The following is a 26,595-nucleotide window of genomic DNA, read 5'->3' as shown; positions in this document are numbered from 1 at the left end:
ATGCGGGAATTATCCTTACGCGCCCGGAGAACCCCGACCCAAAAGCAATCACGAAGATTGAGGACTGCGGAGCCTAAGGAGTAGCGTAGCTATCACGAAAGTTCTTTGCGCCGCTTTCTTACAAGAAAGCGGCAGTTCCAGCCGGTACAAGCAAAACAAATAAGATTATGCAATAAGCTATGGTTCGAAGACTGATAGAGCGACCGATCGCCGTGACCATGTGCGCCATCGCCGTGATCGTGCTCGGGATCGTGGCCTCTCGGCTGCTGCCCATCTCGTTGATGCCCGAAGTGGACATTCCGCAGATCACCGTCCGGATCCACGCCCCCAACACCCCCGCCCGAGAGCTTCAGGCCTCCGTCATCGCCCCGCTGCGGTCGCAACTCATGCAGGCAGGCCACCTGCGCGAGATCACCGCCGAAGCCAAAGACGGCGCCGGTCTGATCTTTCTGCAATTCGACTACGGCTCCGACATCGACTACCTCTTCATCGACGTCAACGAGCGCATCGACCGCGCCATGGGGTCACTGCCCAAAGAGGTCGAGCGCCCCACCGTCGTGAAAGCCAGCGCCACCGACATCCCCGCCTTCTATCTGAACCTCACCCTCTCCGACGAACGACCCGCCGACGGAGCAGCTGCCAACAGCCGGGCCCGCGAGAACCGGCTGATCGAACTCAGCAACTTCGCCGCCACCGTGATCGCCAAACGGCTCGAACAGCTTTCGCAAGTCGCCTTCGTCGACATGAGCGGCCGCCTGTACCCCGAACTCGTCGTGATCCCCGACGCCGCCCGGCTCGAAGCCTTGGGCATCGAACCCTCGCAGCTCGAAGCCGCCATCCAGGCCAACCACATCAACATGGGCAACCTGACCGTCCGGGACGGCCAGTACCAGTATAACATCCGGTTCAACTCCACCCTCTCCGGCCGGCGCGACATCGAACGAATCCCCCTCAACATTGAAGGCCGGATATTCCGCCTCGGCGAACTCGCCACCGTAGTCGAACGGCCTCAACAACGCCAGGGCATCGTCCTCTCCGACGGCCGCGAAGCCGTCACCATGGCCGTCATCAAGCAGTCCGATGCCCGGATGGGCGACCTCAAAGCCGAAATCAACCGCCTAGTCGGCCATTTCGAACACGACTACCCCGACATCGACTTCACCCTCACACGCGACCAGACCCAACTGCTCGACTACTCTATCGGCAACCTCGAGAGCAACCTGATCGTGGGTGCCGTGCTGGCCTGCCTCGTGATCTTCCTCTTCATGCAGGACTTCCGCGCCCCGCTCCTCATCACGCTGACCATTCCGCTGTCGCTGCTCGTGTCGCTGCTCTTCTTCTTCCTTCTCGGCATCTCGATCAACATCATCTCGCTCTCGGGGCTGATGCTCGGCCTCGGGATGATGGTCGACAACTCGATCATCGTCATCGACAACATCTCGCAACGGTGGGACCGTGGCGAACGGATGAAAGAAGCCGTCGTCGTCGGGACGGGCGAAGTCTTTTCGGCCCTGCTCAGCTCGGTGCTGACCACCTGTTCGATCTTCGTGCCGCTGATCTTCCTGAGCGGCATCGCCGGAGCCATGTTCTACGACCAGGCGATGGCCGTCACCATCGGCCTCGTCTCCTCGCTGATCGTCGCCATGACCATCATCCCCGTCTACTACCACCTCCTCTACCGCGGAAAAGAGCAGCGCGGACGGAACCGTATCTTGCAGAAAATCGGCGTGCGGGATATGGCCGGGGCGTACGAACGGAGCCTGAAGTGGGTCTTCCGGCACCAGCGGTTCGTATGGCTCGCCGTCGCAGGATTCACCGCTGCCGGCATCTGGTTCTACCGCGAACTCGACAAGAGCACCATGCCGGAGATGGACAAGGAGGATATCATCCTGCACGTGGACTGGAACCAGCCGATCACGGCCGCAGAGAACCGCAACCGGACCGACCGGCTGGCCGGCATGCTGGGGGCCGGGGCGACGCATGCCACCGTGCTGGCGGGGCAGCAGCAGTTCGTCCTCTCGCACACCCGCGAGACGGGGAGCAACGAGGCGCTGGTCTATGTGCGGGTGAGCGATCCGGACTCGCTGAAAGGGGTCGTGGAGCGGGCGCAGCGGTTCATCGAGCGGGAATATCCCGAGGCTGCTTTCCAGACCGAAGAGGCCGGCAATATTTTCGAGATGATCTTTTCGGACGGCGGCGCGATGCTGACGGCACGGCTGCGACCGACCGCAGGAAGCGCCGAGCCCGACAAACTCAACCCCCTGCTGGCCGCCATCCGGGACAGTCTGCCGGGAGTTCGGATCGAGCCCGTCGTCTGGCAGGAGCACATCACGCTGTATGCCGACCCCGACCGGATGGCGCTTTATAAGGTCGGCTACAACAACCTCTACTACACCCTGAAAAGCGCATTCAACGGGAACCGGATTCTGGAGATCCGCCAGGGGCAATACACCCTTCCCGTTTCGCTGGGAGCTGCCGAGCGCACCGTACGGGAGGTGCTCGCCTCGCATACCGTGCTGTCGGACGACAAGGTCGAGATTCCCGTGTCGTTTCTCCTGACCGAGAGCCCCGACCGCGACTTGCGGAGCATCGTCTCGGGCGCCGAGGGAGAGTACTACCCGCTGCACCTCGACGTGGCCGACGAACAGGTGCCGGAGACGATGAACGTCGTCCGGCGAGCGGTGGAACGCGACGGCAACTTCGAAGTCGGCTTCTCGGGCGGCTGGTTCGACAGCCGCGACACCCTGCAACAGCTCGTGACCGTGCTCGTCGTCTCGCTGCTGCTGCTCTACTTCATCCTCGCCTCGCAGTTCGAATCGCTGGTACAGCCCTTCATCATCATGTCCGAAATCGTCGTGGACATCTCGGGCGCGCTGTTCGTGCTGTGGCTGTGCGGATCGAGCCTCAACCTGATGTCGCTGATCGGCCTCGTGGTGATGAGCGGGATCGTCATCAACGACTCGATCCTGAAAGTCGACACCTTCAACCGGCTGCGGCGCGAAGGCCACGGCCTGTTGCGCGCCGTGCTGACCGGCGGCGACCGGCGGCTCAAACCGATCGTCATGACCTCCCTCACGACCATTCTGGCCATCCTGCCCTTCCTCTTCTCGGGCGGGATGGGGAACGACCTCCAGCGGCCGCTGTCGCTCGCCATCATCGGCGGGATGGTCTTCGGAACCATCGTCAGCGTCTACTTCATTCCGATCTTCTATTACCTCATCTACCGCCGGAGCGATAAACGGTGCCCCTCTTCCCGGTCATGAGCACGCCGACACGACGCATATCCCCCTTCACCGTGATTCTGGTGATGGCGACCCTGATGGTGATCGGGATCGCCATGATCCCGCTGCTCCACGTGCAATACGCGCCCGGCGTGAGCCAGAAAGGGATCACCGTCTGGTTCAACTGGCCGGGCGCCTCGGCACGGGTGGTGGAACAGGAGGTCACCTCGAAAATCGAAGGCACCCTCGCCTCCATTTCCGGCATCCGCGAGATGTACTCCGCCTCCTACAAAGACGGCGGCAGCATCTCCCTCAGTTTCAAAAAAGAGGCCCGGATGGACGCCGTCCGGTTCGACATCTCGTCGCGGCTGCGCCAGCTTTACCCCTCGCTGCCCGACGGCGTCTCCTATCCCCAGCTCTCGACCGGCATGGACGGCGAGAGCGCCTCGCCGGTGCTCACCTACACGATCAACGCCGACTTGCCCACCTGGCAAATCGAGCAATACGCCGAAAAGAACATCGCCGAGCCCCTCTCGCGGGTCGAAGGGGTACGACAGGTCTCGGTGACCGGCGCCACGCCGTTCGAGTGGGTCGTGACCTTCGACCCGAACCGTTGCGCCACACTCGGCCTGACCGGACAGGATATCCGGAACGCCTTCCAACGGCTGGCCCGCAACGACCAGCTGGGGATCGGCACGCTCGAAACGGACGACCGGACAGGCGAACCGCGACAGATCCGCATCGGTCTTCGGCCGCGCCCCGTACCGCCCGAAGCGTGGGAACGGATCGAAGTGGGCAACTGCAGCGGCCGGATTGTTCGTTTGGGCGAAGTCGCCACCGTCGAACACCGCCAGAAGCTGCCCGAGACCTACTACCGGATCAACGGACTGAACAACATCAACCTGACGATCTACGCCGAAAAGCACGTCAACACGCTGGTGGTGACCGACGCCCTGAAGGCGAAAGTCGAGGAGATCCGCGTCTCGCTACCGCCGGGCTACGCCATCCTGCTGGCCGACGACACCTCGGTCTATATCCGGGGCGAGCTCAGCAAAATCTACTGGCGGACGGGGCTGTCGGTACTGATCCTGCTGCTCTTCGTCTTCCTCACCAGCCGAAGCTGGAGGTATCTGTGGATGATCGTCCTGACACTGGCCTGCAACGTGCTGGTGGCCTTCATCTTCTACAACCTCTTCGGGCTGGAGATCCACCTCTACTCGCTGGCCGGCATCACCGTCTCGCTCGGGATGATCATCGACACCTCGATCATCATGATCGACCACTACGGCCGGTTCCGCAACCGGCGGGTATTTTTGGCGATTATGGGCGCCCTGCTCACCACGATCGGCGCGCTGAGCATCGTGCTCTTCCTGCCCGAGAGCCAGCGCGAGAATCTGGTCGACTTCTGCGCCGTCATCGTCATCAACCTCGTCGTCTCGATGGCGATTTCGGTCTTCTTCATCCCCGCCCTGCTCGACAAGAGCCCGATCTACGAACGACAGCGTTCGAAACGGGCACGCCGTTTCCGCACCCGCGGAAAACGGCGGACAGCTTGGGCGACAGCCCGCTACGCCCGGTTCCTGCGATTCGCCCGGCGGTGGCGATGGGCCTTTATCGCAGCAGCGGTGCTGGGATTCGGCCTGCCCGTCCAGCTGCTGCCCGCCAAGATCGAGCACAAGAACGATCCGGCCCGGGATTCGACCCTCTGGGTACGGGCCTACAACGCCACGATCGGCAGCACCTTCTATCAGCAGAAAGCCAAGGAGTGGGTCGAGGGGGCCTTGGGCGGTTCGATGCGGCTCTTCGCCAAGAAGGTCTACAACTCGAACTTCTATAACGATCCGGAACGGACGCGGCTGATTATCGGCGCCCGGTTGCCCGAGGGGTGCACCGTGCACCAGCTGAACGAGACGATGCGCGACATGGAGAATTTCCTGAGCGGATTCGACGAGATCGACATGTTCCGCACCTCGATCACGGGGTACGACAACGGGCAGATCACCGTGACCTTCCGACCCGAAGCCGACCGGCAGGGCTTCGCCTTCCGGCTGAAAGACCTCGCCACCTCGAAGGCCATCAGCCTCGGCGGTGCCGACTGGAGCATCTACGGAGTGGGACAGGGATTCAACAACAGCCTCAGTTCGGGATGGAAATCGAACCGGATCACGCTGCGGGGATACAACTACGAACAACTCTACCGCTATGCGCAGGAGCTGGTGGACTCGATTTCGGTCAACCCGCGGGTGTCCGACCCGGAGATCATGGGGCGGGTCACCTTCGGCGGGAAAGACAACCGAACGGAGTTCTATCTCGACCTGAACTTCGACCGCTTCGCCTTATACGGCGTGACCCCGTCGGCCTACTACCGGACGCTGAGCGAACAGGTCTACCGCCAAGGATTGCCGTCGTTCTACCACGACGGACGGATGGAACAGGCGGTGCTGGTCTCTTCCGAGGCGGAGCGTTTCGACGCATGGCACATGCGGAACGACATCCTGACGGTCGGTGACCGGAATGTCAAGCTCTCGGAGCTCGGCGAGCTGGCCAAACGACGCTCTGGGAACAACATCTACAAGCACAACCAGCAGTATTCGCTGATCGTGGCCTTCGACTTCGTGGGCTCTTACGAGCTGGCGAACCGCTTCACCGACCGACAGGCGGAGCGGTTGCGGGCCGAGCTGCCGGTAGGCTACAGCGTGGCGAACGACCGGGGCGGAGGCTGGTGGGGCGATGGCGGCGGCACACCGTACTGGCTGCTGGGCCTGATCATCGTCATCATCTACTTCATCTGTTCGGTGCTCTTCGAATCGCTTCGCCAGCCGCTGGTGATTATCGCGATGATTCCGATCTCGTTCATCGGCGTTTTTCTGACCTTCTACCTCTTCGAACTGCGGTTCGACCAGGGCGGCTTCGCCTCGTTCGTCCTGCTGAGCGGGCTGGTGGTCAATGCCGGCATCTACCTCATCAACGACTACAACCTCTTCCTGCGGAACGGCGTGCGAGCGGGTTTGCCGACCTACCTGCGGGCTTACAACCGGAAGATCGTGCCGATTCTGCTGACCGTACTTTCGACGGTACTGGGGCTGGTTCCGTTCGTGGTGGTGAGCCGCGAACCGTTCTGGTTCTCGTTCGCCGCGGGAGCGATGGGGGGTATGCTCTTCTCGCTGATCGCGATTCTGCTCTTCCTGCCGATCTTCCTGCCCCTGAAACAGCCAAGAAAATCATATATCGACAGCACCAAAACCATACATCATGACTAAATTGGGAAATCGGTTTCTTATCCTTCTTCTAACCGGTACGCTCTTTTCGGCGCAGGCCCAGGAGCCGGCGGACAGCACCTTCCTGACTCGGGAGCAGCGGGACGAGGAGTTGGCGTTTATCGTTCGTCAGATCGACTCCGTATATATTTATGGTCACCGTGGAGCCAGCGACGAAGAGTGGGAGAAACGGGTGGAGGCGCTACGCGAGAAACTGCAAGCCGCCAGGACGCAGAACGAATATCTGTATGCCTTGCGGTACACGGGAACGTTGATCCAGGACGGCCATTTCACCTTTCCCGACATGTCGTATTACAACCGTCATCGAGTCTTTCTGCCGACCGACACACTGTTTCCGATCAGCATCAAGAACTGGAAAGACGGGACGACGTTCGTTCAGAGAGACCCTACGGGCCACCTGCCGGAGGATGCCCGGATTCTTCGTGTGAACGGCCGGTCGGCGCAGGAGATGGCCTGTGTCATGCGCTCCATACCCGCTTGGGAGAAGGACGGCGAGGGCTTTTCTATCATCGAAACGGGAGAACCTGCCTATTGGTATAGCCTGATGAACTTTCTGTTCATGGAAGGAGAACAGGCGCCCTATCGGGTGGAGTACGTTTTGCCGGGGAGCGAACGGGTTGATACGGTTACGTTGGCCGGCATGACCCGCGGAGAACTTCGGGAAATAGCTAAAAAGAAGAGACAAAGATCCAGGGACGACAATGTGTGGAGTCTCTTTTTCGGCGACAAGACGATCTCCCGACAGCGGATCGGCGCGCACAGCGCGGTGGTGAGTATCGATTATTTCGTGGGTCAGAGTCCAGTGGCTATGATTCTCGGCTTGGGTAAGAAAGACCGGCGTTATTCCCGAAAGCTGCGGCGGGCCATGGCATGGGTCGACCGGAACCGGATCGACACGCTGGTGCTCGACATCAGCGGGAACGGCGACGGGATGATCGACAACGTCTACAAGACGCTGAACTACCTGACGACCCGGTCGGTGGATGCGAACAAGGCCTATCGGGTGACGGACGCGAACCGCGAAAAGATCAAGACCGTGATTCGGAACACGCAGTACGACCTATTCGGCCTGACGCCGGAACAACAGAAACAGATGGCGGCGTATGTGGACAGCATTCCGGACGGGAGTTTTTTCACGACTGACATGGTGTACGATCTTCGTTTCCGGCCGGACTCGGTTCTGAAACACCGGTATCGGGGGCAGGCGGTCTACCTGCTGACCGGTTCGGGGACTTACTCGGCAGCGCAGCTCTTTGCCCAGCATTTCAAGGAGCAGGAGATCGGCCTGACGGCGGGCGAGCCTTGTGGAGGCTATGCGAGCATCAGCGGCGGAAATGCGCAATGGGTCAGGCTGCCGTATACGGATTTTTCGTTCACGATTCCCTATTCGAGTTTACGAAATGATGTTCATGCACCACGGTTCGAGTTCGAACCGGTGGACATTCCGTTGCAACCCGAGCCGATCTCCTGCGAGGAGTGGCTGGCCGGGAAGCAAGAAGAAGGCATTCTCCCGCGTTTCCTCCGCTGGTTGCAGGAACAACACCTTTCGAAATGATCGGATTGAAAAGCCACAAGCAATTTCCCTTTCACTACAATGAAAAGCTGGTTTTCCGACTTTTACGCAAAAACGGCACAATCGGGAGGAAAGCCTGACGGATTTACTCCTTCAGCGGCAGCATCGCCACCACCAGATTACTCCGTTCCGTCACGCCGGCAGCAACCGCCCGTAACGCCGGATCCGTTATCCGCTCTTTCCGATCCAGCAAATCCAGCAGGTCGAGTTCGCCGACCAGCCGGTTCCGGCGGAGACTCCGCGGCGTAAAGCGCACCCCGTCCACGAACAGCCCCTGCCACCCGTCATCTCCCTTCGGGATGTAGCACGCCCCGTCGCTCTTGTCATACACCAGCAGCGTCCGATCTCCCATCAGCCCGTTTTGGAGCGAAAGAAACAAATATCGCTCCCCGGCCAGCAGATCCACCAGCCGGTAGTAATCCGGCCACTCGTTCATCGCCTCGAAAGTCATCTTTTCCGCCGGGAATCGATACCGCCCCATCTCCAACCGGCAGGCAGGCCGCACCGAATCGCCGCTCAGACGACATATCGTATCGCTGAGCTCCTCCTTGAACGACAACCCGTTCCCCCGATCGCACAGCACCTGGAATCCGACCTCCACCGCCACCCGCCCCTTGTCCGCCCCCCGAATCTCACCCCGGGGCGTCAGGTCGTCCGCCGAGTAGCGGGTGAACAGCACCCGGCTCCCATCCCCCTCCGCCTCTCCCGACGGATAGTGAAAGACCAGCAACTCCCCGTTCCGATAAGCCATCTGGGCCGACCGGATCGAATCGTTGCGAGCCGTCCGGCGATTGTTCCGGTCGTACGCAATCACGCCCGTTCCGCCGACAAACACCCGCTCGCTCTCCTCGTCCACCGCCAGATACGACACCCCGACATACTCATTCGGCCCGTGTCCGATCCCTCCCCGGGTGGAGACGAACCTCCCCGAACAGTCGAAATACTTGACCGCACTGTTGGCCGCTCCATAGTTCTTTTCCGCGACATAGAATCCGGTTCCCGACAGCACCAGCATGTAGACCTCGCCGACCAGCGCCTCGGGCGCATCGTCCAGCACGACATATTCGACCGCCCGCGCAGCGAAATCGGACAACGAGACCCTCCTCTCCCGCCCGAGCCCCTGTTCGACAGGGATAACCGCCAGACCATCAGCCGTAGAAGCCCCCGACTCGCCGCAGCCGGTCAGACACAGGGTCGAGACAAGCGTCAGCACAGAGGTGAAATGCAAAAAACGTATCATATCGAACGTGTTTCGTTCATGATCAATCCTTGACCAGCCGGACCGAGATCCGCCCGTTGCCTCCCCACCGGTGGATGTTCACGAACGACGGATCCATGTAATAAACCCGAACCCACTCCCGTCCCTCCGGCGTCGCAGTCATATAGATGCCGTTCAGCCCCACCGACCGCTCCCGGGCCGGATAACCGGCGGCCGGAAATTCCAGCGTGTTGGCCCCCTGGACGATCCGCAGAAACGACTGCCTCCGCCCCGCCCGACACATTTCATACGTGATGCCCGTGACACTGTCCCGAAAAAGGGCGTTTTTCCGGTCGATCTGCTCCCATTCGGTTTGACAAAACTGCCGGGCCGGCCGTATACGTTCATAATCGGCCTCGGTCGGAAGCCGCCACCCGTTCACGCAATGCCGCTTCACGAACGTCGCCCGGTCGGCATAGGAGAAATAACCGCCCAGACTCTCCTCCCACCCTTCGGACGGCAGTGCCGTCGCGCCGAGGTTGTATCGTTTCCACTTCAGCCCGCCGATCCGCACATAATGCCCCGTGTCGAGCCCCGACCCGACGTTTTCGTCCCGGCCGACGACAGAGGCCTGCTGCGGCGAACCGCATCCGACCATCCCGACGGTCGCCGCAACCCATAAAAAAAGCAGCCTCATGACCTAATAATGAATCATATCCGCAAGATAGTGCATATATTTGAGAAACGATCTAACAACGTTAACTGATTTTCCGAATGAGCGCAGTGCGATATTAGGCCTCGCCCGCGGCGGGAATGCTGTGCCAGATCCTGATTTTCGGGCTCTATGCGGTCGGCGACGCCCTGTGGGGAGAGCATGCGGAGACAGACCCGGGGCCGATCGGCGACGGAATCCTGCCGTTCATTTACGGCGTGATTTCGATTCCCGTCACGCTCTATGCCTACGGTTACCTGATTCTCCTGAGGCGGCATCCCGGCAAGTACCGTCTCCTGACCTGGATCGCAGCCTGCCCGGTAGCCGTATGCAGCATCTTTGTCTGGTACGAACTCTTCGGATGCCATGCCTCCTCGTGGAGCGCGGGAGTCCGATCGTTCATCGGCTATTTCATCTGGGCGAGCAGTTATTTCGTGCCGGTTTTTTGGGCGGGATACCGATATGCGGAACGTAATAAGAAACGATAATTTTTTATGAAAATACCGATCGGATGGTTCGGATTGTTGCTGGGGGCGGGATTGAACGTACTGCCCCTCCGGGCGCAGCAGCATCGGACGGAGCGGCAAAACCCGACAACCCGCTCCCTGCACGAAAGCCTCGCCGCCGTTTCGCCGGACGGGAAACAGTGGGGATATGCCGACTCCACTGGACGGATCGTCATTCGTCCCCGGTGGAGCCTGGTTTCCGACTTTTACGAGGGGATGGCACGGGTGGTCGTGGCCGACAGTCTGAATGCGATGCTCGTACAAGAGATTTCGCATAATATCCAGGTCGCCACGCCCGGAAAGACCGGATTGATCGGCCGGAACGGGAGCTATATCGTCCCGCCGGAATACAGCTATATCGACATCAATCGCGGGGGAGCCCTACCTGCGGTTCAACCGCGGCGTGTACGATCCTGACGGTGCCGACAGCCCGGACTTTCGACGGGTCTATCCGGGATGCAAGTGGGGATTGATGGATTTACGCGGGAATATCGTCCTGCCCGATACGGAATACGACTACATCTGGCCCGTGTGGACAAACGACCGGTATTATTACGGCGTCGAGAAAAACGGCCGATACGGCGTGCTGGAGGTCGGGACATGGCGGATGGTCGTTCCGTGGGGCGACTACGCCTCGGATGAGGAGTTGTACGACCGGCTGGAACGACCCTAAGCGCAACTTCGACACCTTTACCGGGCGATCCGAACCGTCCGGGCCCGCCCCGCCCGGACAACGACCGGGCCTCTCCAGCCCACAAAAGCGTTGTCGCCGAGCGGCTCAGCGGCTTGCGCCCCGTCTTCGGCCAGCAGCGTGACAGCGGCATCGTATGCGGTCGGGTTGAACAGGGTGAGGGTAATCCCTTTGTCCGTTTTTTCGATCTTCCGGAGCACTACATGGTCGAATACGTAGGCCCGTCCGGTGTCCGTCCGCAGATAGATCCCCGGCACCTCGATCGCCATCAGCGCCCCATTGGTCTCGTTCCAGCCCGTCCGTCCCCCGTCGCCGCGCGAACCCCGGCTGTCCGCATCGCAGTAGGTCAATCGCTCCGTAATCCGGCCGTCGGGCTGCACCCCTTCGGCATGGGCGTGGATGATGTCCCGCAGCAACGCCGCATAGAGCGTATCGCCCGTCTCGCGGTAGAGCTTGAACAGCGCGTCGCCCGACTGGGTGCAGAAACCCGGCGCCCCGTGTTTGTTCTGAGTGCTGGCCCAGACGGCCCCCGTGAGGTCGGCTCCGAGCTGGGCCAGCGGCGTATCGTCCGGCAGCCGGTAACGAAACGACACCGTCCAGGTGGCGCAGAGGTTCGCCAGATCGGCACACCAAGTGCGATAAGCCGTATCGCCCGTAGCTTCATACAACGTCATCAGCGAAGTCATCAGTGCCGCAGCCGTCTCGGAGTCGGCGTTCTGGAGGATGTCGCCGCAGCCGCCCGAGGTGAACCCGCGCAGAGCGAAGTCCCGGTAATAAAAGTCCGCCGCCAGCCGGGCGACGTCGAGGTATTCCGGATTGCCATAGTACCCCGCAGCGAGCGCGAGCCCGCCGACCGCCATCGCCCCGCCGGTGGTGTTGTAAACCGCCACGCGACCGGTCGCCAGGTGGAGGTAGTTGCCCCACGTTCCCTCCTCCTTCCAAGTCTTGACGAAAGCGTCGGCCAGTCCGCGCACACGGACTTCCCATTCCGGCCGGATCGCGTAGCCGCGCCCCTGTTTCCGGAGCAGGTCGAACTGTTTGACCATCCAATAGAGCAGATCGGCGTTCCTGCGGGTCAGGGCGATCCCCGGGTGGAGCTTCGCCGCGTCACGATAGAGCGGCTTCCCGTCCGGGCCGAGCACATCGCAGTAGTAACCGCTCTCGCCGCAGCCCTTCAAGAGCCCGAAATCGAACGTATGGACCACGCGCCGCAAGCGGAGCGTATCGCCCGCGGCGAGCATCGGATAGGTATTCATCAGGCCGCCGATCCAGCCGTACGACATCCAGTCCGCATTCTCCGGACAGTAGTATTCGCCCGCCGCGCCCACATGGTAACGGCTCTCGATGTTTCGTTCCATACGCCGTCGCACCTCGCTCATCGGCATCAGGTTGCGCGGCATCGCGGTCGGCATGTGACGTTTCCGCTCGCGCATAAAACAGGCCAGCAAATCCGGTACCCCGCCGGCCTCGAAATCGAGCCGGGTGACTCGGATCGTGATCTCGTCGTCTTTTCGGATAGACACCCCCCGGTCGGGACTCGGGCTGAACCCGATGAATTCGGGCTTCCGTTCCCGCACGCCCGGCGCGCTGATGACGAAGGTGGCGATGCTCCGATCGGGTGACTCCTCGACCATCAGGCCGTGGTCTTTCACCTCGCCGTCCCGTTCGATCCCCTGATCGGTCAGCAGGATGGTTCCCTGCCGGTTCGCCCGGTCGAGCCAGGCGATGGCCGGGGTCGAAGCATTGCAGACGAGCAGCTCCAGCCGCGACGTCGCACCGAACTCCGGCGAGAGCTGCGGAATCGGATTCGAGGTCAGCGCCAGATCACGCCGGCCGTAGTCGGTGGCGTCGAGACCGGTAGCGTAAGAGCGGTTCACGATCCGCTGGCGGTTGCCGCCGTAGACGGCTGCCGGAATCATCACATAATTGTCGCTGCTCCACCCGTAGCAATCGAAAGCGACCGCCACCCCGGCATCTGCCATATCGCGCAGAGCGCGAAAGGTGAAGGTGCAGGAGGAATCGTCGGAACAGGCAACGGCCACCTCCCAATTTCCGTCAGCCGGGTCGATTTCTTCGGCCCGGACAAGCACCGGCCCGTCGTAGCGGCAGTCGAGCAGCCGGATCTGTTTCGTCGGGTCGGGCCGCTCGGGAAGCCAGCTGCCCCGGGCCTGTGCGGAACAGACGCTGAAAATCAGCAGACACAAGGTCGGGACAAAGCGGTATAACGGATTTCCGGTCATAAATTCAAGTGCTTTTATTTTTCGAGCAGATACCATGCGCTGCCGCCGGCTTCGACGCTGACCGGGAGAAACAGTTCCTGTTTGCCGTCCAGCTTACGCACCGCCTTCGAGCCGTCGGATCCGGTCACACTCACCTTTTTCTCCAACCCGGTGTAGTAAAGCGGCAGGCGGAGCGTTTTTTCGATTTTCCGGTCGGTGGGATTGAAGACGACCACCATCCCCCGGTGATCGATAAAGGGATTGACGTGCATCATACAATCGAGATCGCATCCGGTGGGTCGGCTGACATGGATGATTTCAGAGGTAAGGATATCGCGATAGCGGCGGAGCCACGCTAACTGGCGCTCGACCATCGCTTTCGTCTCCGGCGTATCGTAGAGCCGGTTGCCACGGATGGTGAGGTGGCAGCCGCTGGCCAGGTACTGGAACAGCTGGGCTTCGTAGCGGTCGAGATTGTCGCACAACGGCTCGAGCCCCACCCGCGGGTCGTTGGTGTAGAAGCCGACGAGCTGGAGCGTCATCCAGCCCATGGTGGGCAATTTGTGCCACGTCCCGTCGTAGATATACTGCCGCCCGAGCAGCAACTGCTGCTGGGGAGTGAGATTGGCGCTGGCCTCGCGATAGCCCATCCCGGTGACCGTCTGTCCGTTCAGGAAATACCAGTCGGGGATAGGGATGTACATGCTCCGCCGTTGCAGCTCGTGCAACACCCCGACCTGCGCCGACCACTGCCGCCACTGCGAGTCTTCGAGCCCCTCGTGGTGGAGGTGCGCCGCGGATGCGCAAGGGTCGCCGTGGTATGGGCCGTCCATGTTGTAGGTCTTGAAGCCCGTGCGGTCGAAAAACTCCCACATTTTCGGGAAATAGGTATCCTGCCACCCGCTGGCCACACAGACACTCTGTCCGAAGAGGCTGCCGGGCCTGCCGGTCTCGGGATGCACACAGTCGACCGAGTCGCCCCGCCCGCGCGAAGCGATCTGGAGTTCGTACCCGCCCATCACGATCCCTCTGTCAGCCGCATAGGCCGCGATATCCCGCCAATGAGCAACATAGGCGGAATCGAGATTGTCGTGGCTGACCCCGGGCCAGGCCTGGATGTCGAGTTGTTCGATTCCGAGCTCGGCCATCTGGTCGATCAGTTTTTTCAACTGCGTTTCGTCGTGCGAGGTGATACCCGCCGCGATAAGCGATTCGGTCACCTGCGGAGCGAGCCGGCGGTACATGCGCCGGTGGGCGAGCGACTGGCGTTCGCGGTCGTCGCTGTCGTGCAGCAGCTCGAAGGTGACGAAAGAGCGGAACGGTTTCCCCGCCTCGACCTCGACACACGGCCCCATGGGCAACTTGCTGAGCAGCAGATTGTGGTGCGGGAAACCGAGAAATTTGTCTTCGGCCTGATTGTGGCTGGCCCAGGTGTGGTATTCGGGGTCGGGCACCCACCGGGTGGTGGAACGGCCGACGTGATAGGCTTTCGGGTCTCCGGCATAGTGCATCAGGGCGCTCCCCTGCGGGTCGGCGTTGGCCAGCGCGAAGGAGTAGTCGCTCTCGACGTGCATGCGGGAGACCCGATCCTGATTCACCGCCAACACTTCGCACTCCATATCCCGCAGCAGAAGCTCCCGAGCGCCGTCGTTCACCACCTCGATCCATTTGGCAATCACGGGGAGGCCGTCGTAGATTTCATAATGGACACGCACCTCGACCCCCTTGACCTGCGGCACATCCCCGGGCGCCGCGAACGTCAGGGTCAGCCGCAGCCCTTTCGGCGGCCAGTCGGCCGCCGGAGCGTGGAATTTCCGGCTCCACGGATAACGTTCGACCGGTACTCCCGTCTCGATCTTCTCCAGCACGAAAGCCCCCGGAGCCGCCGTCATCTGCGGCAGCCACTCTTCGAGCAGGTAGGACATTTCGGGCTGGCCGGCGAGGCCGCCGACGTCGTACCACGTCGTATCGATCCGGATGCGGGCCTCGGGCTTCACCGCACGGAGGTATTCGGTGTCGTCGCTCTTGTTCTTGTAGCTGATGCAGGCGATGTTGCCGCCCAAATAGAAGGTGCGCGAGACCAAGCCGTTGTCGAGCCGGAACCGGACATCCTGCCGATCGTCGGCCACCCGCACATACAGACGGCTCGCCTGCCGGACGGGGCGGATCAGCCAGTCATTTTGCTGGCGTTCTTCGGACAGTGTGCGGACAACCTCTTTGCCGTAGCCCGGCGCCTCCAACTGGGCGACCAAAGCCGCCCGAGCCTCGGCACTCCGGGCCGTCCGACCCTCGCTCCGCATCGCGTGCAACGACAGATCGGTCTCCGGAGAGAACGCCCCATCCGCAAACGTGCCGTACCGGATCTCGTAAATGCTGCCACGGAACGCGCGACCGCCCTCCGCATCGACCGCCACCGAAAGGATCGGCGCCACAGCCCCCTCGAAGAGAAACTCGCCCGACTTCCGACCGTCCATCCAGACTGCGCCCCGCCCTCGTTCGACGACCGCCGCCAGATGTACCCACCGGTCGGCAACCGCCTCTCCGATTTCGACCTCCTCTGCCCCACCTGCCCCGCCTGCTCCGCAGAGGAACACCCATTTGTCTCCCCGCTGCCCGAGCGTCATGCTTTCAGCCCCGTCCCCCAGCGCCACAACGGTTTGCACAGCCTCACGGCCCGTGTCGGCCGCTTTGACCCACACCTCCAACAGCCGATTGTCCCCCCACCGAACGCTCTCCTCCCGCAAACGATACCCGTCGCGTTTCCCGTCGAACAGAATCGAGCCTTCGCCCTTCATTTTTCGATCTCCGGGCGCGTCGGCATAAAACACCGGCTGGCCCACGACGAGCAGCTCTCCGCCGCCCGTCGAGGATCGCACCGCCCGCGGAGCGACAGCATAGGTCACATTACCCGCCTTACCGAAATTATAGTGCAGAACGGGCGTAACCGCTCCCCGCGCCACGTCATACACCCCCAGGGAAAACAAAACGAAAAAGAGACCTCTTATCATTGGAAGAAATAGGTTTGAATTCGACAACTGCAACAGTTCTTCATTTGCCGTTAGTTCCGGAACACCTGTTCAGACTATTCGCTGCGGAGCGGGATTTGGACGTTGAACGATCCCCCGTCGATGCGTCCGTTCACCTCGTCCACCGCACAGGCACAGTAGAGCACCAGCGGCACCCCCTGCTCATCGACCAGCAGCTGGGGACGCTCCAGACGCGCCACCTTCGCCACCTCGCCCGACGGCAAGACCACCTGTTTTTTCATGAAAAGCGACCGTTCCGGCAACTCCCATTCGATCCCGTCCCGCGACCGCATCACAGCCAGACAAGGCTCGCTCCGGGTGAACGCCCCGGTAAAGTCTTTGAAAACGGCATAGAAACAGGAGTCCCGGGCGCAGTACCACACATAAGGGTCTTCAGCCGACAGCCGCTTGTCGCCGTCCTTGATCGTCAGCACTTCGAGGTCGAGCGGCACGAAAGGCCCGGCCGGCGAGTCGCCGATCGCCACGCCGTGCACCCCGCGCCACGCGGGATCGTACACATTGCCCTTGAAATAGAGCAGATACTTCCCGTCCGAGGGCCGATAGACCACCGCCGGATTCACCACGATGATGTTGTCCGGCATCGGCCTCGTCCCCTCCGGCGACGGATCGACGATGTCGTTCGGTTTGACACGCGTTCGGGGCGCCAGCAGCGGCCCGTTCGACCGTTCGAAGCGACCGGCCAGCAGATCGGCGAACGTCTCGAACTCAATGACGCCGATCCGCAGCGACTGCTGCACCCGGGCGCGCAGCGGCAACGTGCCGTCCGCCGACCGCACGCGGTCGTTCCCCAGATCGACCCCGCCGACATAGTAGAGATAGTATTTATCCCCGAATCTCCGCACGTGAGAGTTCATCACCGTCTGGGCATCCCACGCCGACCGGTCGGGCCGAAAACCGTCTTCGTTGAGGAAAAAGCCGAGGTGTCGAAATCCTCCGTCCGGTCGATCGGAGACAGCCAGCCCCATTTTGGAACCCAAAACCCACGCGGGGTCGAACGCATATTTTCCCGTCGGCACCGCGCTGTAGATCATGTAGTATCGCCCCTCGTCTCCCCGGATGACCGAAGCGCCCCACACGAAGTGATCCGGCAGCTGAAACGCCCCCTCGCCCGTCACGACCGCCCTGCCGTCGCGACGAGTGACGCTGATCTCCGCCGGCCCGGCCTTCACACAGTAAGTCTGCGCCGAAGCCGAACCGCAAACCGCCGCACACAAGGCGGTAAATAGAAGCACTCTTTTCATCACACAAAGCATTTACAGTTCCGATTCGGACACAGGCAGTTTGCAGCCGATCCGGTCGAACGGAATCGGCGTGAAACCGAGGATCATCCGATAAATCGCCGCATCCGGGACAAAACCTTTCATCGGGTCGGCCGGATCGACCCAGCCCGGATTCTCTATCGTGACCCAGTTGTTGCTCCAATCCGCCCAGCCCGGAGAACCATTCAGCATCTTTTTGACCCGATAGAACAGATTGCCCGCAAACACATTGCCGCGCGACACCCGGGGCGTTCCCTCCCAATAGCGGGCCAACTCCGGATAAGCCGTCGCATACGGCGGTTCGGTATGCCGCACCGCCCGCAGCCGCTGATCTACCACCCCGTCCGGATCGAGCATCCCGCGTCCCCAGGTCTCCATCCGGTTATCGATGTGAACCGCCTGCGGCAGGTCGACGAAGAGGTTATTGCGATAGATATTGTCGTGCCCGCCGCCGATAAGTACGGGAATGGTCCCCGAGCGGAAGTAGACGCAGCCGAAGACCTCCATGCCGCACGCCCCGTCGTCGTGATAGGTGGCCGAGACGCGGTGGGCCGACGAAAAATCATGGAAATAGCAGTACCGCACCCGGTTGCCCCGCTCCGACGGGTCGCGGCCGTAGTACAAAGCCCCCTGATCGTCCACCTCGCGGCAGACGTCGTAGATGTCGCAATATTCGATCAGGTGGTCGTTGCCGTGCAGCAGAACGGCCATGCTCGGCGCATCGAAAATCTCGCAGTTCGAGACGCGGTTCCCCACGCCGTCGATCCAGACGCCGGGAATATAGGATTTTTCCAGTCGGTTGACATTGTGGATGCGGCAATTCTCCACGTAATTATAAGCCGGAGTCAAAGTGGCCCGGTCGCCGCCGCTCAGGTTGACCCCTCCGGCACCCATTTGATAGATGTGGCAATTGCTCACCCCGTTATACCTCCCCGCGCAGCGATTGATCAGCACATCGTCATAGATGATCCCTCCCAGCGCGCCGACCTGCCTCGGTTTGTCCCCCCGTCCGATGCAGACACCGACATACCCCAGATTGCGGATCACACAGCTGTCCACCCGCACGGAGTCCGACGCCTCGATGTAGACCCCCATCCCGCGCGCATATTCGAGCGTCAGGCCGCGCAGCACGACATTCCGACACCCTTCGACAGCGAACATCGGCGCATCGAGCGTCGAGACCCGGACATCGTCTCCGATTTTCGCCTCGTTCGGCGGCAGGAAATAGATCTTCCGGGCCGCCGAGTCGAGCACATATTCGCCCGGTCGGTCGATCTCTTCGAGCAGATTCAGGGCGAACCACCTCCGCCACGGCGCGCCGGTCATAAAGCCGTACCGCGTAGACCGGGCAGCCGTAACGGTACGTGCGGCCGTGTCGATCCGCAGCACGGGAACCATGTCGTCGGCATAGCCGTGAGCGAAATAGCCGCCGATCCACATCCCGTCGGTCGATTTCCACTGCGCCGGCCGCTCCTCGGCATACTCGAAGACCGGATTTCCGATACCGTATTTCCCCTCGCGCGGGATATCGCCGGTGCAATGCACCTTTCCGATCGGCGCCATGCTGTCATTGGGCCATCGCGCGATCGAGAGCGGACGTCCGTCGATGAAGAGTTCGCTCCAGCCCGGAAGCGACGGATGCCCGAAACCTTTCGGGATAATCCCCGTCAGCGGAATCCCGAGGGCCCCCGCATCGATCTGGCGCACCCGGTCGCGCACCTCGGGCCGCAGCCGCTCCCGCACCGCCGGATCCGTCACTTTCCGTATCTGTTTCGAATCGACCCGGCGCGACCCGGTGAAAGAGACCGCCTCCTGCCGGTAAGGAGCGATCGTCACGTTGTTCAACCCGGCAATCTCGACCGTCTTCCGCAAGACATACGTCCCCCGCCGCAGCAGAATGTCGGTCGTATCGTGCGGAAACCGCGCCGCCTCGGCCAGCGCCCGTTCCACCGTGCGGAAAGGGCGGGAGAGCGAACCCGCCGCCCGGTCGCTGCCGGTCGGCGCTACGAAGAACGTTTTCCGGGCCGTCGCCGCGGCGACCGAAAGAAAGGAGAGAAGCCCGAGAAAAAGCGCTTTGCGTGTCTGTTTCATCTTCTTCATATTCATAATTTTACTTTCGATGATCCGTTTCGATCGGATTTCCGGCATGGTCGAACAGCAGCCGGTCGCCGGTCAGCACCAGCTCTCCCGCCAGCGGCTCGTCGCCGAACCGCTCCGGCCGGGCATTCGGCATCCGCCCGCCGACCCAGATGCGCACCCGCCCCGGCATCACCACCCTATTCCCCCGCTCATCGACCCCACCGAGCTGTTCGGGCGCCACCGCAAAGCTCACCATCCGCCGTTCGCCCGGTTCGAGCCAGACCCGCCGCACTCCCGCCAGCGAACAGATCGGCATCCGTCCGGAGACCATCCCCCGTCGCGAGACATAGAGCTGCACGACCTCCTCCCCGCCTCGTCGTCCTCGGTTGCGCACCTCGACGCTCACCCTGACGGAGTCTCCGACCTCAACGGCATCGGGCAGCCGCAGCGCAGAATAAACATATCTGTTGTAACTCAGCCCATAGCCGAACGGATAGAGCACCTCGCCGTCGAAATAGCGATACGTGCGCCCCTCCATGCGATAATCCCAGAAATCCGGCAGATCGTCCGTCGAACGGTAGAACGTGACCGGCAGTCGGCCCGACGGATTGTAGCGTCCGAAGAGGATATCCGCCAGTGCCGTACCCGTCTCCTGCCCGCCGTACCACGCCTGGATGACTGCATCGGCATGCTCCGCCTCCCACGGGAACGCCACCGCGCTGCCCGACATATTCACGAAGATCAGCGGTTTGCCCAGCCCCCTGAGCCGTTTCATCCACTCCGTCTGCACCGCCGGGAGCTCGATACGGCTGCGGTCGCCCCCGAGAAAGCCCTTGATATCGTCGTTCCCCGCATCGCCCGCCTCTCCCTCCAGGAGCGGCGAAATCCCGCCCGCAAAGATCACCGCATCGACCCCGGCAATCGCCTCCAGCACCTCCTCCACCTCCGGGCCCTCCGCCAGCGGCCCGGTGAACGCCGTCGCCGGATAGTAGATCACCCGCAGACCCGGTTCACGCTCCAACGCCATCCGCAGCGTGACATTCTCCACCGGAATCCCGTTGTAATTGCCCAACTGCGTCGTTCCGTCGTCGGCATTCGGCCCCAACAGGGCCACCGTCCCGACCCTTCCCGTCCGCAGCGGCAGCACCCCCTCGTTCCGCAACAGCACCATCGACTGCCGCGCCATCTCCAGAGCCTGCGCCCGGTGCTCCGGCGACGAGATCACCGCACCGGAAATCGTATCATAAGGCACCCGCCCCGCCGGTTCGAACTGACCGAGCCGGAAACGGATCATAAAAAGCCGCCGCAACGACAAATCGATCTGTTCCTCGGTAATCAGCCCCCGCTCCACCGCCGCCGCGAGCGAAGCATAATCGCCGCCGCACTCCATATCCGTCCCGTGCAGCACGGCATCGGCCGCCGCCGTCGCTGCGTCCGAATGCGTTTTGTGATACTTGTGGAAATCGCTGATCCCCCAGCAATCCGAAGTAACATACCCCTCGAACCCCCATTCGTAAGTCAGAATCAGCCGCATCAGCTTGTCGCTGCCGCAGCAGGGCTGTCCCTCGTAGCGGTTATAGGCGCACATCACCCCCGACACCCCCGCCTCGCACACCAGCGTGCGGAAAGCAGGCAGGTAGGTATCCCACAGGTCGTAGTCGCTCACCCGGGCATCGAACTCGTGGCGTTCGGGCTCCGGCCCGCTATGCACCGCATAGTGCTTGGCGCACGCCGAAGTCTTGAGGTAACGCGGATCGCCGCCCTGCAACCCCCGCACCATCGCGCTCCCCATCCGACCGGTCAGCCAGGGGTCTTCGCCGTAGGTCTCCTGCCCCCTTCCCCATCGCGGATCGCGGAAGATGTTGACATTCGGCGTCCAGAACGTCAGCCCCTTGTACTGTCTCCCCTCGTCCGGCGTCCCTTTGGCCCGATTATAAATGGCGCGCGCCTCGTCGGCGATCATCCCCGCCGTCTGCTCCAAGGCCTCGGGATTGAAGGTGGCCGCCAGCCCGATCGCCTGTGGAAAGACCGTCACCCGGTCGCCCGAACGTCCCACGCCGTGCAGACACTCGTTCCACCAGTTATAGGCCGGAATCCCGAGCCTCGGAATGGCCGGACTGACGTGCATCATCTGGGAGATCTTCTCCGAGAGGGTCATCCTGTCGATCAGCGAATCGACCCGCGGATCGACACACAGACGCGGGTCGCCAGCGGCCATCCCCTGCCGCCCCAGAAGACCGAGAAAGAAGATCAACAAAACGATTTTCTTCATAAAAACAGAATGAATTAAGTCAGAAATCACTCGACCGCCCGACGGGTTCGATTATAAGCGATCCGGTCGAATTTATAGTAATGCGCCGCGCGATGCGCGACATCGGTCTGTTGCTCGTCGAGCCGGACGACATAGGCCATCCGGGCGATCTTTTTACAAAAATTTCGGATGTCGAACCGCTTGCGATAGATCGCCTGATAGAGTCCCCTCAACTCGGCGAGGGTAAACTTCGCAGGCAGCAGTTCGAAGAGCATGGCCGGCTCCGTTTCGATCCATTGGCGAATCTCGCCGAGCGACTCCTCGACGATCCGATTGTGATCGAACGGCATCGCAGGCACCGCACTGACCGGACACCACCGGGCCCCGCTGCTGCGCGCCACAGCGCTCAGCGTCCGGTTAATCTTACACAGCGACAGATAAGCAATCGTAATCAGCCGCCCGACGGGATGCCCGTAGGTCGTTTCGAGCCACGCCACATCCCGCGCATCCGCCGCCCGGTCGGGCGAGCTGAAACACTTGAACTGCTTGAGGCTCATCCTCCGGATACCGGTCAACTCATACAGCACCCGCTGGGCGGCGCTGTCCGTATCCTCCGGCTGATAGATCAGGCTGCCGGGCAGTTTCAGGTCCGACGTCCCCTCCTTTTCGATCAACAGAATGTTCAGCTCGTTCCCATCGAAACCGAACACCACGCAATCGACCGACACATGGGCATACATATATTCCATAAGCCATTCCGCAACGGCCGTCCGCCGCGCCTCGACAAATATAGTTATTTAGACCGCAAAATACTATCGGACAATTCGTTAAACCGAAACTTATTGTATAAAATACACTATTTGTATTCGAACGACAAGACCGGCGACAGGCTGATTTCCAAGACCTATCCCCCGAGGGGTTATTGTACTTCCCCCGAGCGCTTATTTTATTCGATGAAAGAGTCCGCCACTGACAGAAGATCCCCCTCCCCAACACCCCCGCAACGGTTACCGGAAAAAAGAGAAGAGGGTTTTCAATTCGCCGAAGAACCAGCGCATTAAAAACCCTCTCCGTGTGAGGTCGGTAGCAGACGACTAATTTCACTAACAATCAGATATTTAGATTCTAACATTGTGGCGTTGAGCGGTTTCATTTTTCCGAAATTTCTCCTTGTTTCGAGGCTTCAAATCGGGATGCAAATTTCTGCGCCCCTATTTGCACCCCCTGATTATAACAAACTCTTAAGTTGGTTGATAATGTCATCTATTGTATGAATAGCTGTATTTAATGCCATCTTATCTGCTAAGGTAGGACTGAATTTCATAACCTCATCTTTGGTTATTTTATGTCAAAATCGATATATTAGCAACATATATTATTTATGTCTTAGTTCTAAAAAACGATGGGAATACTTAGCTCGATTTTAACCGGATTGATAACCAACGTAAGTTATGAATTTATCAAATCTCTGCTTCCGTTCCAATTTTCCGACCATAACATACAAACAGCTATTCAACAAGCATACGATCGGGCCCTGAGACAATGGACCATAAATCATAACATTCGGGATCGAGAGGAAAACTATCTGCACACAAAACTCCAAGAAACCATTCAGCAACTGCTCAACAATTCGTCAACCCAAAATTGTGGTAATGATTTGTTAGATTTATTTCGCGCTGAACTGGAAAAGGATGCTCGGACGCAAAGTTTCCTACATTATTGCATCAGTTCGGACACGCATACTCTGGTAGCTGAAATGCACAAAACAGTCTGCCCCCAAACCATACCAACTCCTTTATTCTCCAACGATTTTTTCATCCCACATCTCGCACCGACAGCATCATACCATATTCCACGTACTGTCAGATTAATCAATCATCCACAACAAGCAAGCAACGGAATGTTCTCGGAAGGCAGTGAATATGCCCCGATCGACCTAATAGCCCGCCATTCCCGACTGGTTATATTAGGGAGTGCCGGAATGGGAAAGAGCACCGAGCTCAAGCAGTTGGCACTACAATTAACAGAGACATGTTGTCCCTTTCATTTGCCCCTGAATACTTTTACCGGAGCCCGAACTTTGGAGCAAATGCTCGCCTCAGAGTGGTTGACAGCCAGACAACCCAAGACGTTATTACTGGATGGGTTAGACGAAGTGCTTCCTGAGGATACGGAGCGAGTCAAACGCGAGATCGGACTGTTTGCCCATACTCATCCGGAAATTCCCATCCTCGTTTCGTGCCGATCCAACTTTTATACATTACCCATGGAGGGGACAGGGGGAAGTCTGAGCGATTTTACGGTTGCTACCTTAGAACCATTGACTTCGGCAGCTGTACAAGCCTATAATATTAGCAAGACACACTCGTCGGTCGACTCGGAAAATTTTCTCACCCAAGTATATCAGCACAGATTAATCGCATTACTCGAGAATCCTTTTTGGGCGATCGCCATGATCGAGTTCTATCAAGAACATCGGAATTTGGGGAAAAGCATCACCGAACTGTTGGAATACTTGATCGAACGCAATTTCAAACGCGACGCCAGCCACTATGATGGCTCAATTCCATTAGTAGAACAAAGAAACGAACTGTTCAGACATCTCGAAACGATTGCCTGTTGCATGAATATAACGGGAACTCGGACAATTACCGACTCAGAGATTGCAGCATTATTATCCGATCGTGAAGCGTATCGTTTAATGCGATGCTCTGGAACTCTTGTCAAAAAAGAGACCGACCATTGGCAATTCAAACACGGTTATTTCCAAGAATTCTTATCAGCCCGCCTACTGAGTCGGCAAATATTCGATCAGATTTTACCCCTGATCCAAAGTGCCAATGACACGATTCTGCCGGGATGGCAGAATACCCTGACCTTATTGCTGAATATTCTACCGAAAGAATCTACTTTGTTCGAGCGACTTATCGACTGGTTAACAAAGCATGATCCGGCGGGGCTGATTGCCATGGAACCGGAAAAATTGGATGTAGATTTACGCATCGAAATTTTCAAAAATATTTTCAACTATTACAAAGAAAAAGAGAGCTGGTTGGATCGCGAAAAGATCGCCCCAATTCATTATGCACGTTTTGGTCAACAGGAAGATTGCATCCGATTTCTGGTCGACGAAGCCTGTGAGGTCCAAAACGGAAGACGCTGTCGACTGAATGCCTTGGATATACTTCAGCACTACGACTTTTCATCTTGTCATTTTACGGACTGGATAGTGGAACGGTTGGTACAAACCTTGACAGACAGCGATCGAGCCGATGGTTATCTGATCAGGGAAATCATCAGCTCGATCTCGGCAGTCGGAGCAAATACACCAGTTATAGATACGATCTACAAACTATTAAAAAACGAAAAGGACGATCATGTTCGATCATCACTTTACACATTATTCAAGAAACATCAAGTTTATGAACACTATATTGACTATTACCTCTCCGGACTAACCGAAGTGAATCATACCGTTGGCTTCGAATCTTCGATTTTTGACATACTTAGGCGATGCAACACCTCATACAGTTTACATCGCATTTTAGAGTTTTGGACACAACACATCTCTGATCTTGAAGATCATGTTTTGAATGAGTTCCAAGAAACAGCAAAACATATCATCGACCATGTCGTCGATATTTATGCGGAAGATACCTCCGTATATAACCTTATGCAACAGCTTTTACAAAAGCATTGTGAAAGTTGCTTTCACAATCGCAGTATGTACATCTTGATCGTTCTTGATTTTTTTGACAAAACCAATACCCGCAAACAGCTAATCTTAAATATTTTAGAACAGGTAAAGAATTCCGACAATTATATTATTCTGTGCATATTGGCATTTGCCCTCACGTCGACACTCTTCCCTCTATTGATTGAGGCTTATCACAATCAGGTAATCGATTCGAATCAACTCGATTTTATTTGTCGATCGACCAAGTGGGATCATCCGGAATTATTCGAGCCACTAAAACAAGCAATTGAAGCCAGCACCGATATTCGCATTGTCTTACCGCCAAAGATTGATTTTGAAGCGATCCATCGGCAACAAGAACAACGGGCTTTTGATCTATTATTTGATCCGATCGATTTTCAAAAAGCTTGCATAGATTTTTTGGGAGAACAAGAATCTTTATCTTACGAAGAATACAACACGCAGCAGCTGAATTTTGTGAGAAAGCATCAGCCGGGAGATGAATTAGCCAATCGCAGCGTCTTACGATGGATGAGCCTTATGACCCAAGAGCAACCAGTAACCAAACCACAAATTCAACACTGGTTTGCTCAACCAGAAAATATGGAACGGTTTACAATAAGGCATATCTACCAGGCATTAAGCACTCAGAATCCTCCAAAAGTTTCAACTTTCCAAAAAGGCTATTTACATCAATGGTTCGACCAAAACATTGAAACGGTTGATTTTACTGACGCAATATCTATAACTAACGACTATCAGTTCCAATGGAACTTAAAAGTCCAATACCTGATTCAACTATTACATCGATTTGAATTTCAGACCTCGGATGCGATTTTATTAGACTTGACACATTGTTGTTTT

15 protein-coding genes are annotated in these 26,595 nt (G+C 58.9%); 7 read left to right on the top strand and 8 right to left on the bottom strand.

The window, feature by feature from the left end; genetic code table 11:
• Positions 1-179 precede the first annotated feature (179 nt).
• From ACTO3O_RS05785 to ACTO3O_RS05775, 3 genes are read left to right on the top strand one after another with little or no spacing between them, the layout of a single operon-like run.
• On the top strand, positions 180-3,263 hold the full coding sequence (locus tag ACTO3O_RS05785; protein WP_297829901.1) for an efflux RND transporter permease subunit: 3,084 nt from the start codon (positions 180-182) through the stop codon (positions 3,261-3,263).
• The gene (locus tag ACTO3O_RS05780; protein ID WP_297829899.1) at positions 3,242-6,481 is read left to right on the top strand and encodes an efflux RND transporter permease subunit; all 3,240 of its coding nucleotides are present in this window, start codon (positions 3,242-3,244) and stop codon (positions 6,479-6,481) included. Before ACTO3O_RS05785 ends, ACTO3O_RS05780 begins: the two co-directional genes overlap by 22 nt.
• Positions 6,474-8,054, top strand: coding sequence for a S41 family peptidase (locus ACTO3O_RS05775; protein WP_297829897.1), 1,581 nt, complete (start codon positions 6,474-6,476; stop codon positions 8,052-8,054). The genes ACTO3O_RS05780 and ACTO3O_RS05775 overlap by 8 nt, the downstream gene beginning before the upstream one ends.
• Positions 8,055-8,157: 103 nt before the next feature.
• Here ACTO3O_RS05775 and ACTO3O_RS05770 read toward each other — a convergent pair whose 3' ends face one another.
• Both ACTO3O_RS05770 and ACTO3O_RS05765 read right to left on the bottom strand, forming a co-directional pair.
• Positions 8,158-9,312: a DUF4934 domain-containing protein gene (locus ACTO3O_RS05770; RefSeq protein WP_297829895.1), complete on the bottom strand. Its 1,155-nt coding sequence runs from the start codon at positions 9,310-9,312 to the stop codon at positions 8,158-8,160.
• A gap of 22 nt (positions 9,313-9,334) precedes the next feature.
• The gene (locus ACTO3O_RS05765; RefSeq protein WP_297829893.1) at positions 9,335-9,967 is read right to left on the bottom strand and encodes a hypothetical protein; all 633 of its coding nucleotides are present in this window, start codon (positions 9,965-9,967) and stop codon (positions 9,335-9,337) included.
• A 116-nt stretch (positions 9,968-10,083) separates the two neighbouring features.
• Between ACTO3O_RS05765 and ACTO3O_RS05760 the strand changes: the two genes are divergently transcribed.
• The 3 genes from ACTO3O_RS05760 to ACTO3O_RS05750 are packed head-to-tail and all read left to right on the top strand — an operon-like array spanning position 10,084 to position 11,161.
• Positions 10,084-10,470 (top strand): hypothetical protein, encoded by a 387-nt coding sequence (locus ACTO3O_RS05760; RefSeq protein WP_297829890.1) that lies wholly within the window; start codon positions 10,084-10,086, stop codon positions 10,468-10,470.
• Positions 10,471-10,476: 6 nt separating this feature from the next.
• Complete coding sequence (locus tag ACTO3O_RS05755) at positions 10,477-10,905, top strand: WG repeat-containing protein (RefSeq protein ID WP_297829889.1); 429 nt, start codon at positions 10,477-10,479, stop codon at positions 10,903-10,905.
• Complete coding sequence (locus tag ACTO3O_RS05750; protein WP_297829887.1) at positions 10,892-11,161, top strand: WG repeat-containing protein; 270 nt, start codon at positions 10,892-10,894, stop codon at positions 11,159-11,161. The genes ACTO3O_RS05755 and ACTO3O_RS05750 overlap by 14 nt, the downstream gene beginning before the upstream one ends.
• Before the next feature lie 17 nt (positions 11,162-11,178).
• Here the strand turns inward: ACTO3O_RS05750 and ACTO3O_RS05745 are convergent, their stop codons facing one another.
• The 6 genes from ACTO3O_RS05745 to ACTO3O_RS05720 form a co-directional block, all read right to left on the bottom strand.
• Complete coding sequence (locus ACTO3O_RS05745) at positions 11,179-13,419, bottom strand: hypothetical protein (protein ID WP_297829885.1); 2,241 nt, start codon at positions 13,417-13,419, stop codon at positions 11,179-11,181.
• A 14-nt stretch (positions 13,420-13,433) separates the two neighbouring features.
• Entirely contained in the window at positions 13,434-16,406 is a 2,973-nt protein-coding gene (locus ACTO3O_RS05740) for a LamG-like jellyroll fold domain-containing protein (protein WP_297829884.1), read from the bottom strand.
• 74 nt (positions 16,407-16,480) lie between these two features.
• A complete protein-coding gene (locus ACTO3O_RS05735; RefSeq protein ID WP_482596557.1) occupies positions 16,481-17,686 on the bottom strand; it encodes a glycoside hydrolase family protein in 1,206 nt (401 codons plus the stop codon).
• Between the two features lie 12 nt (positions 17,687-17,698).
• Entirely contained in the window at positions 17,699-19,810 is a 2,112-nt protein-coding gene (locus ACTO3O_RS05730; RefSeq protein ID WP_482596556.1) for a right-handed parallel beta-helix repeat-containing protein, read from the bottom strand.
• Between the two features lie 4 nt (positions 19,811-19,814).
• A complete protein-coding gene (locus ACTO3O_RS05725) occupies positions 19,815-22,055 on the bottom strand; it encodes a glycoside hydrolase family 3 C-terminal domain-containing protein (protein WP_297829877.1) in 2,241 nt (746 codons plus the stop codon).
• Positions 22,056-22,081: 26 nt separating this feature from the next.
• Complete coding sequence (locus ACTO3O_RS05720) at positions 22,082-22,783, bottom strand: NUDIX hydrolase (RefSeq protein ID WP_297829875.1); 702 nt, start codon at positions 22,781-22,783, stop codon at positions 22,082-22,084.
• A gap of 653 nt (positions 22,784-23,436) precedes the next feature.
• Here ACTO3O_RS05720 and ACTO3O_RS05715 point away from each other — a divergent pair.
• A partial coding sequence (locus ACTO3O_RS05715; protein WP_482596555.1) for an NACHT domain-containing protein occupies positions 23,437-26,595 on the top strand: 3,159 nt, incomplete at its 3' end.

The organism is Rikenella sp. (assembly GCF_056799795.1).
This window is presented reverse-complemented; position numbering and strand designations above follow the sequence as displayed.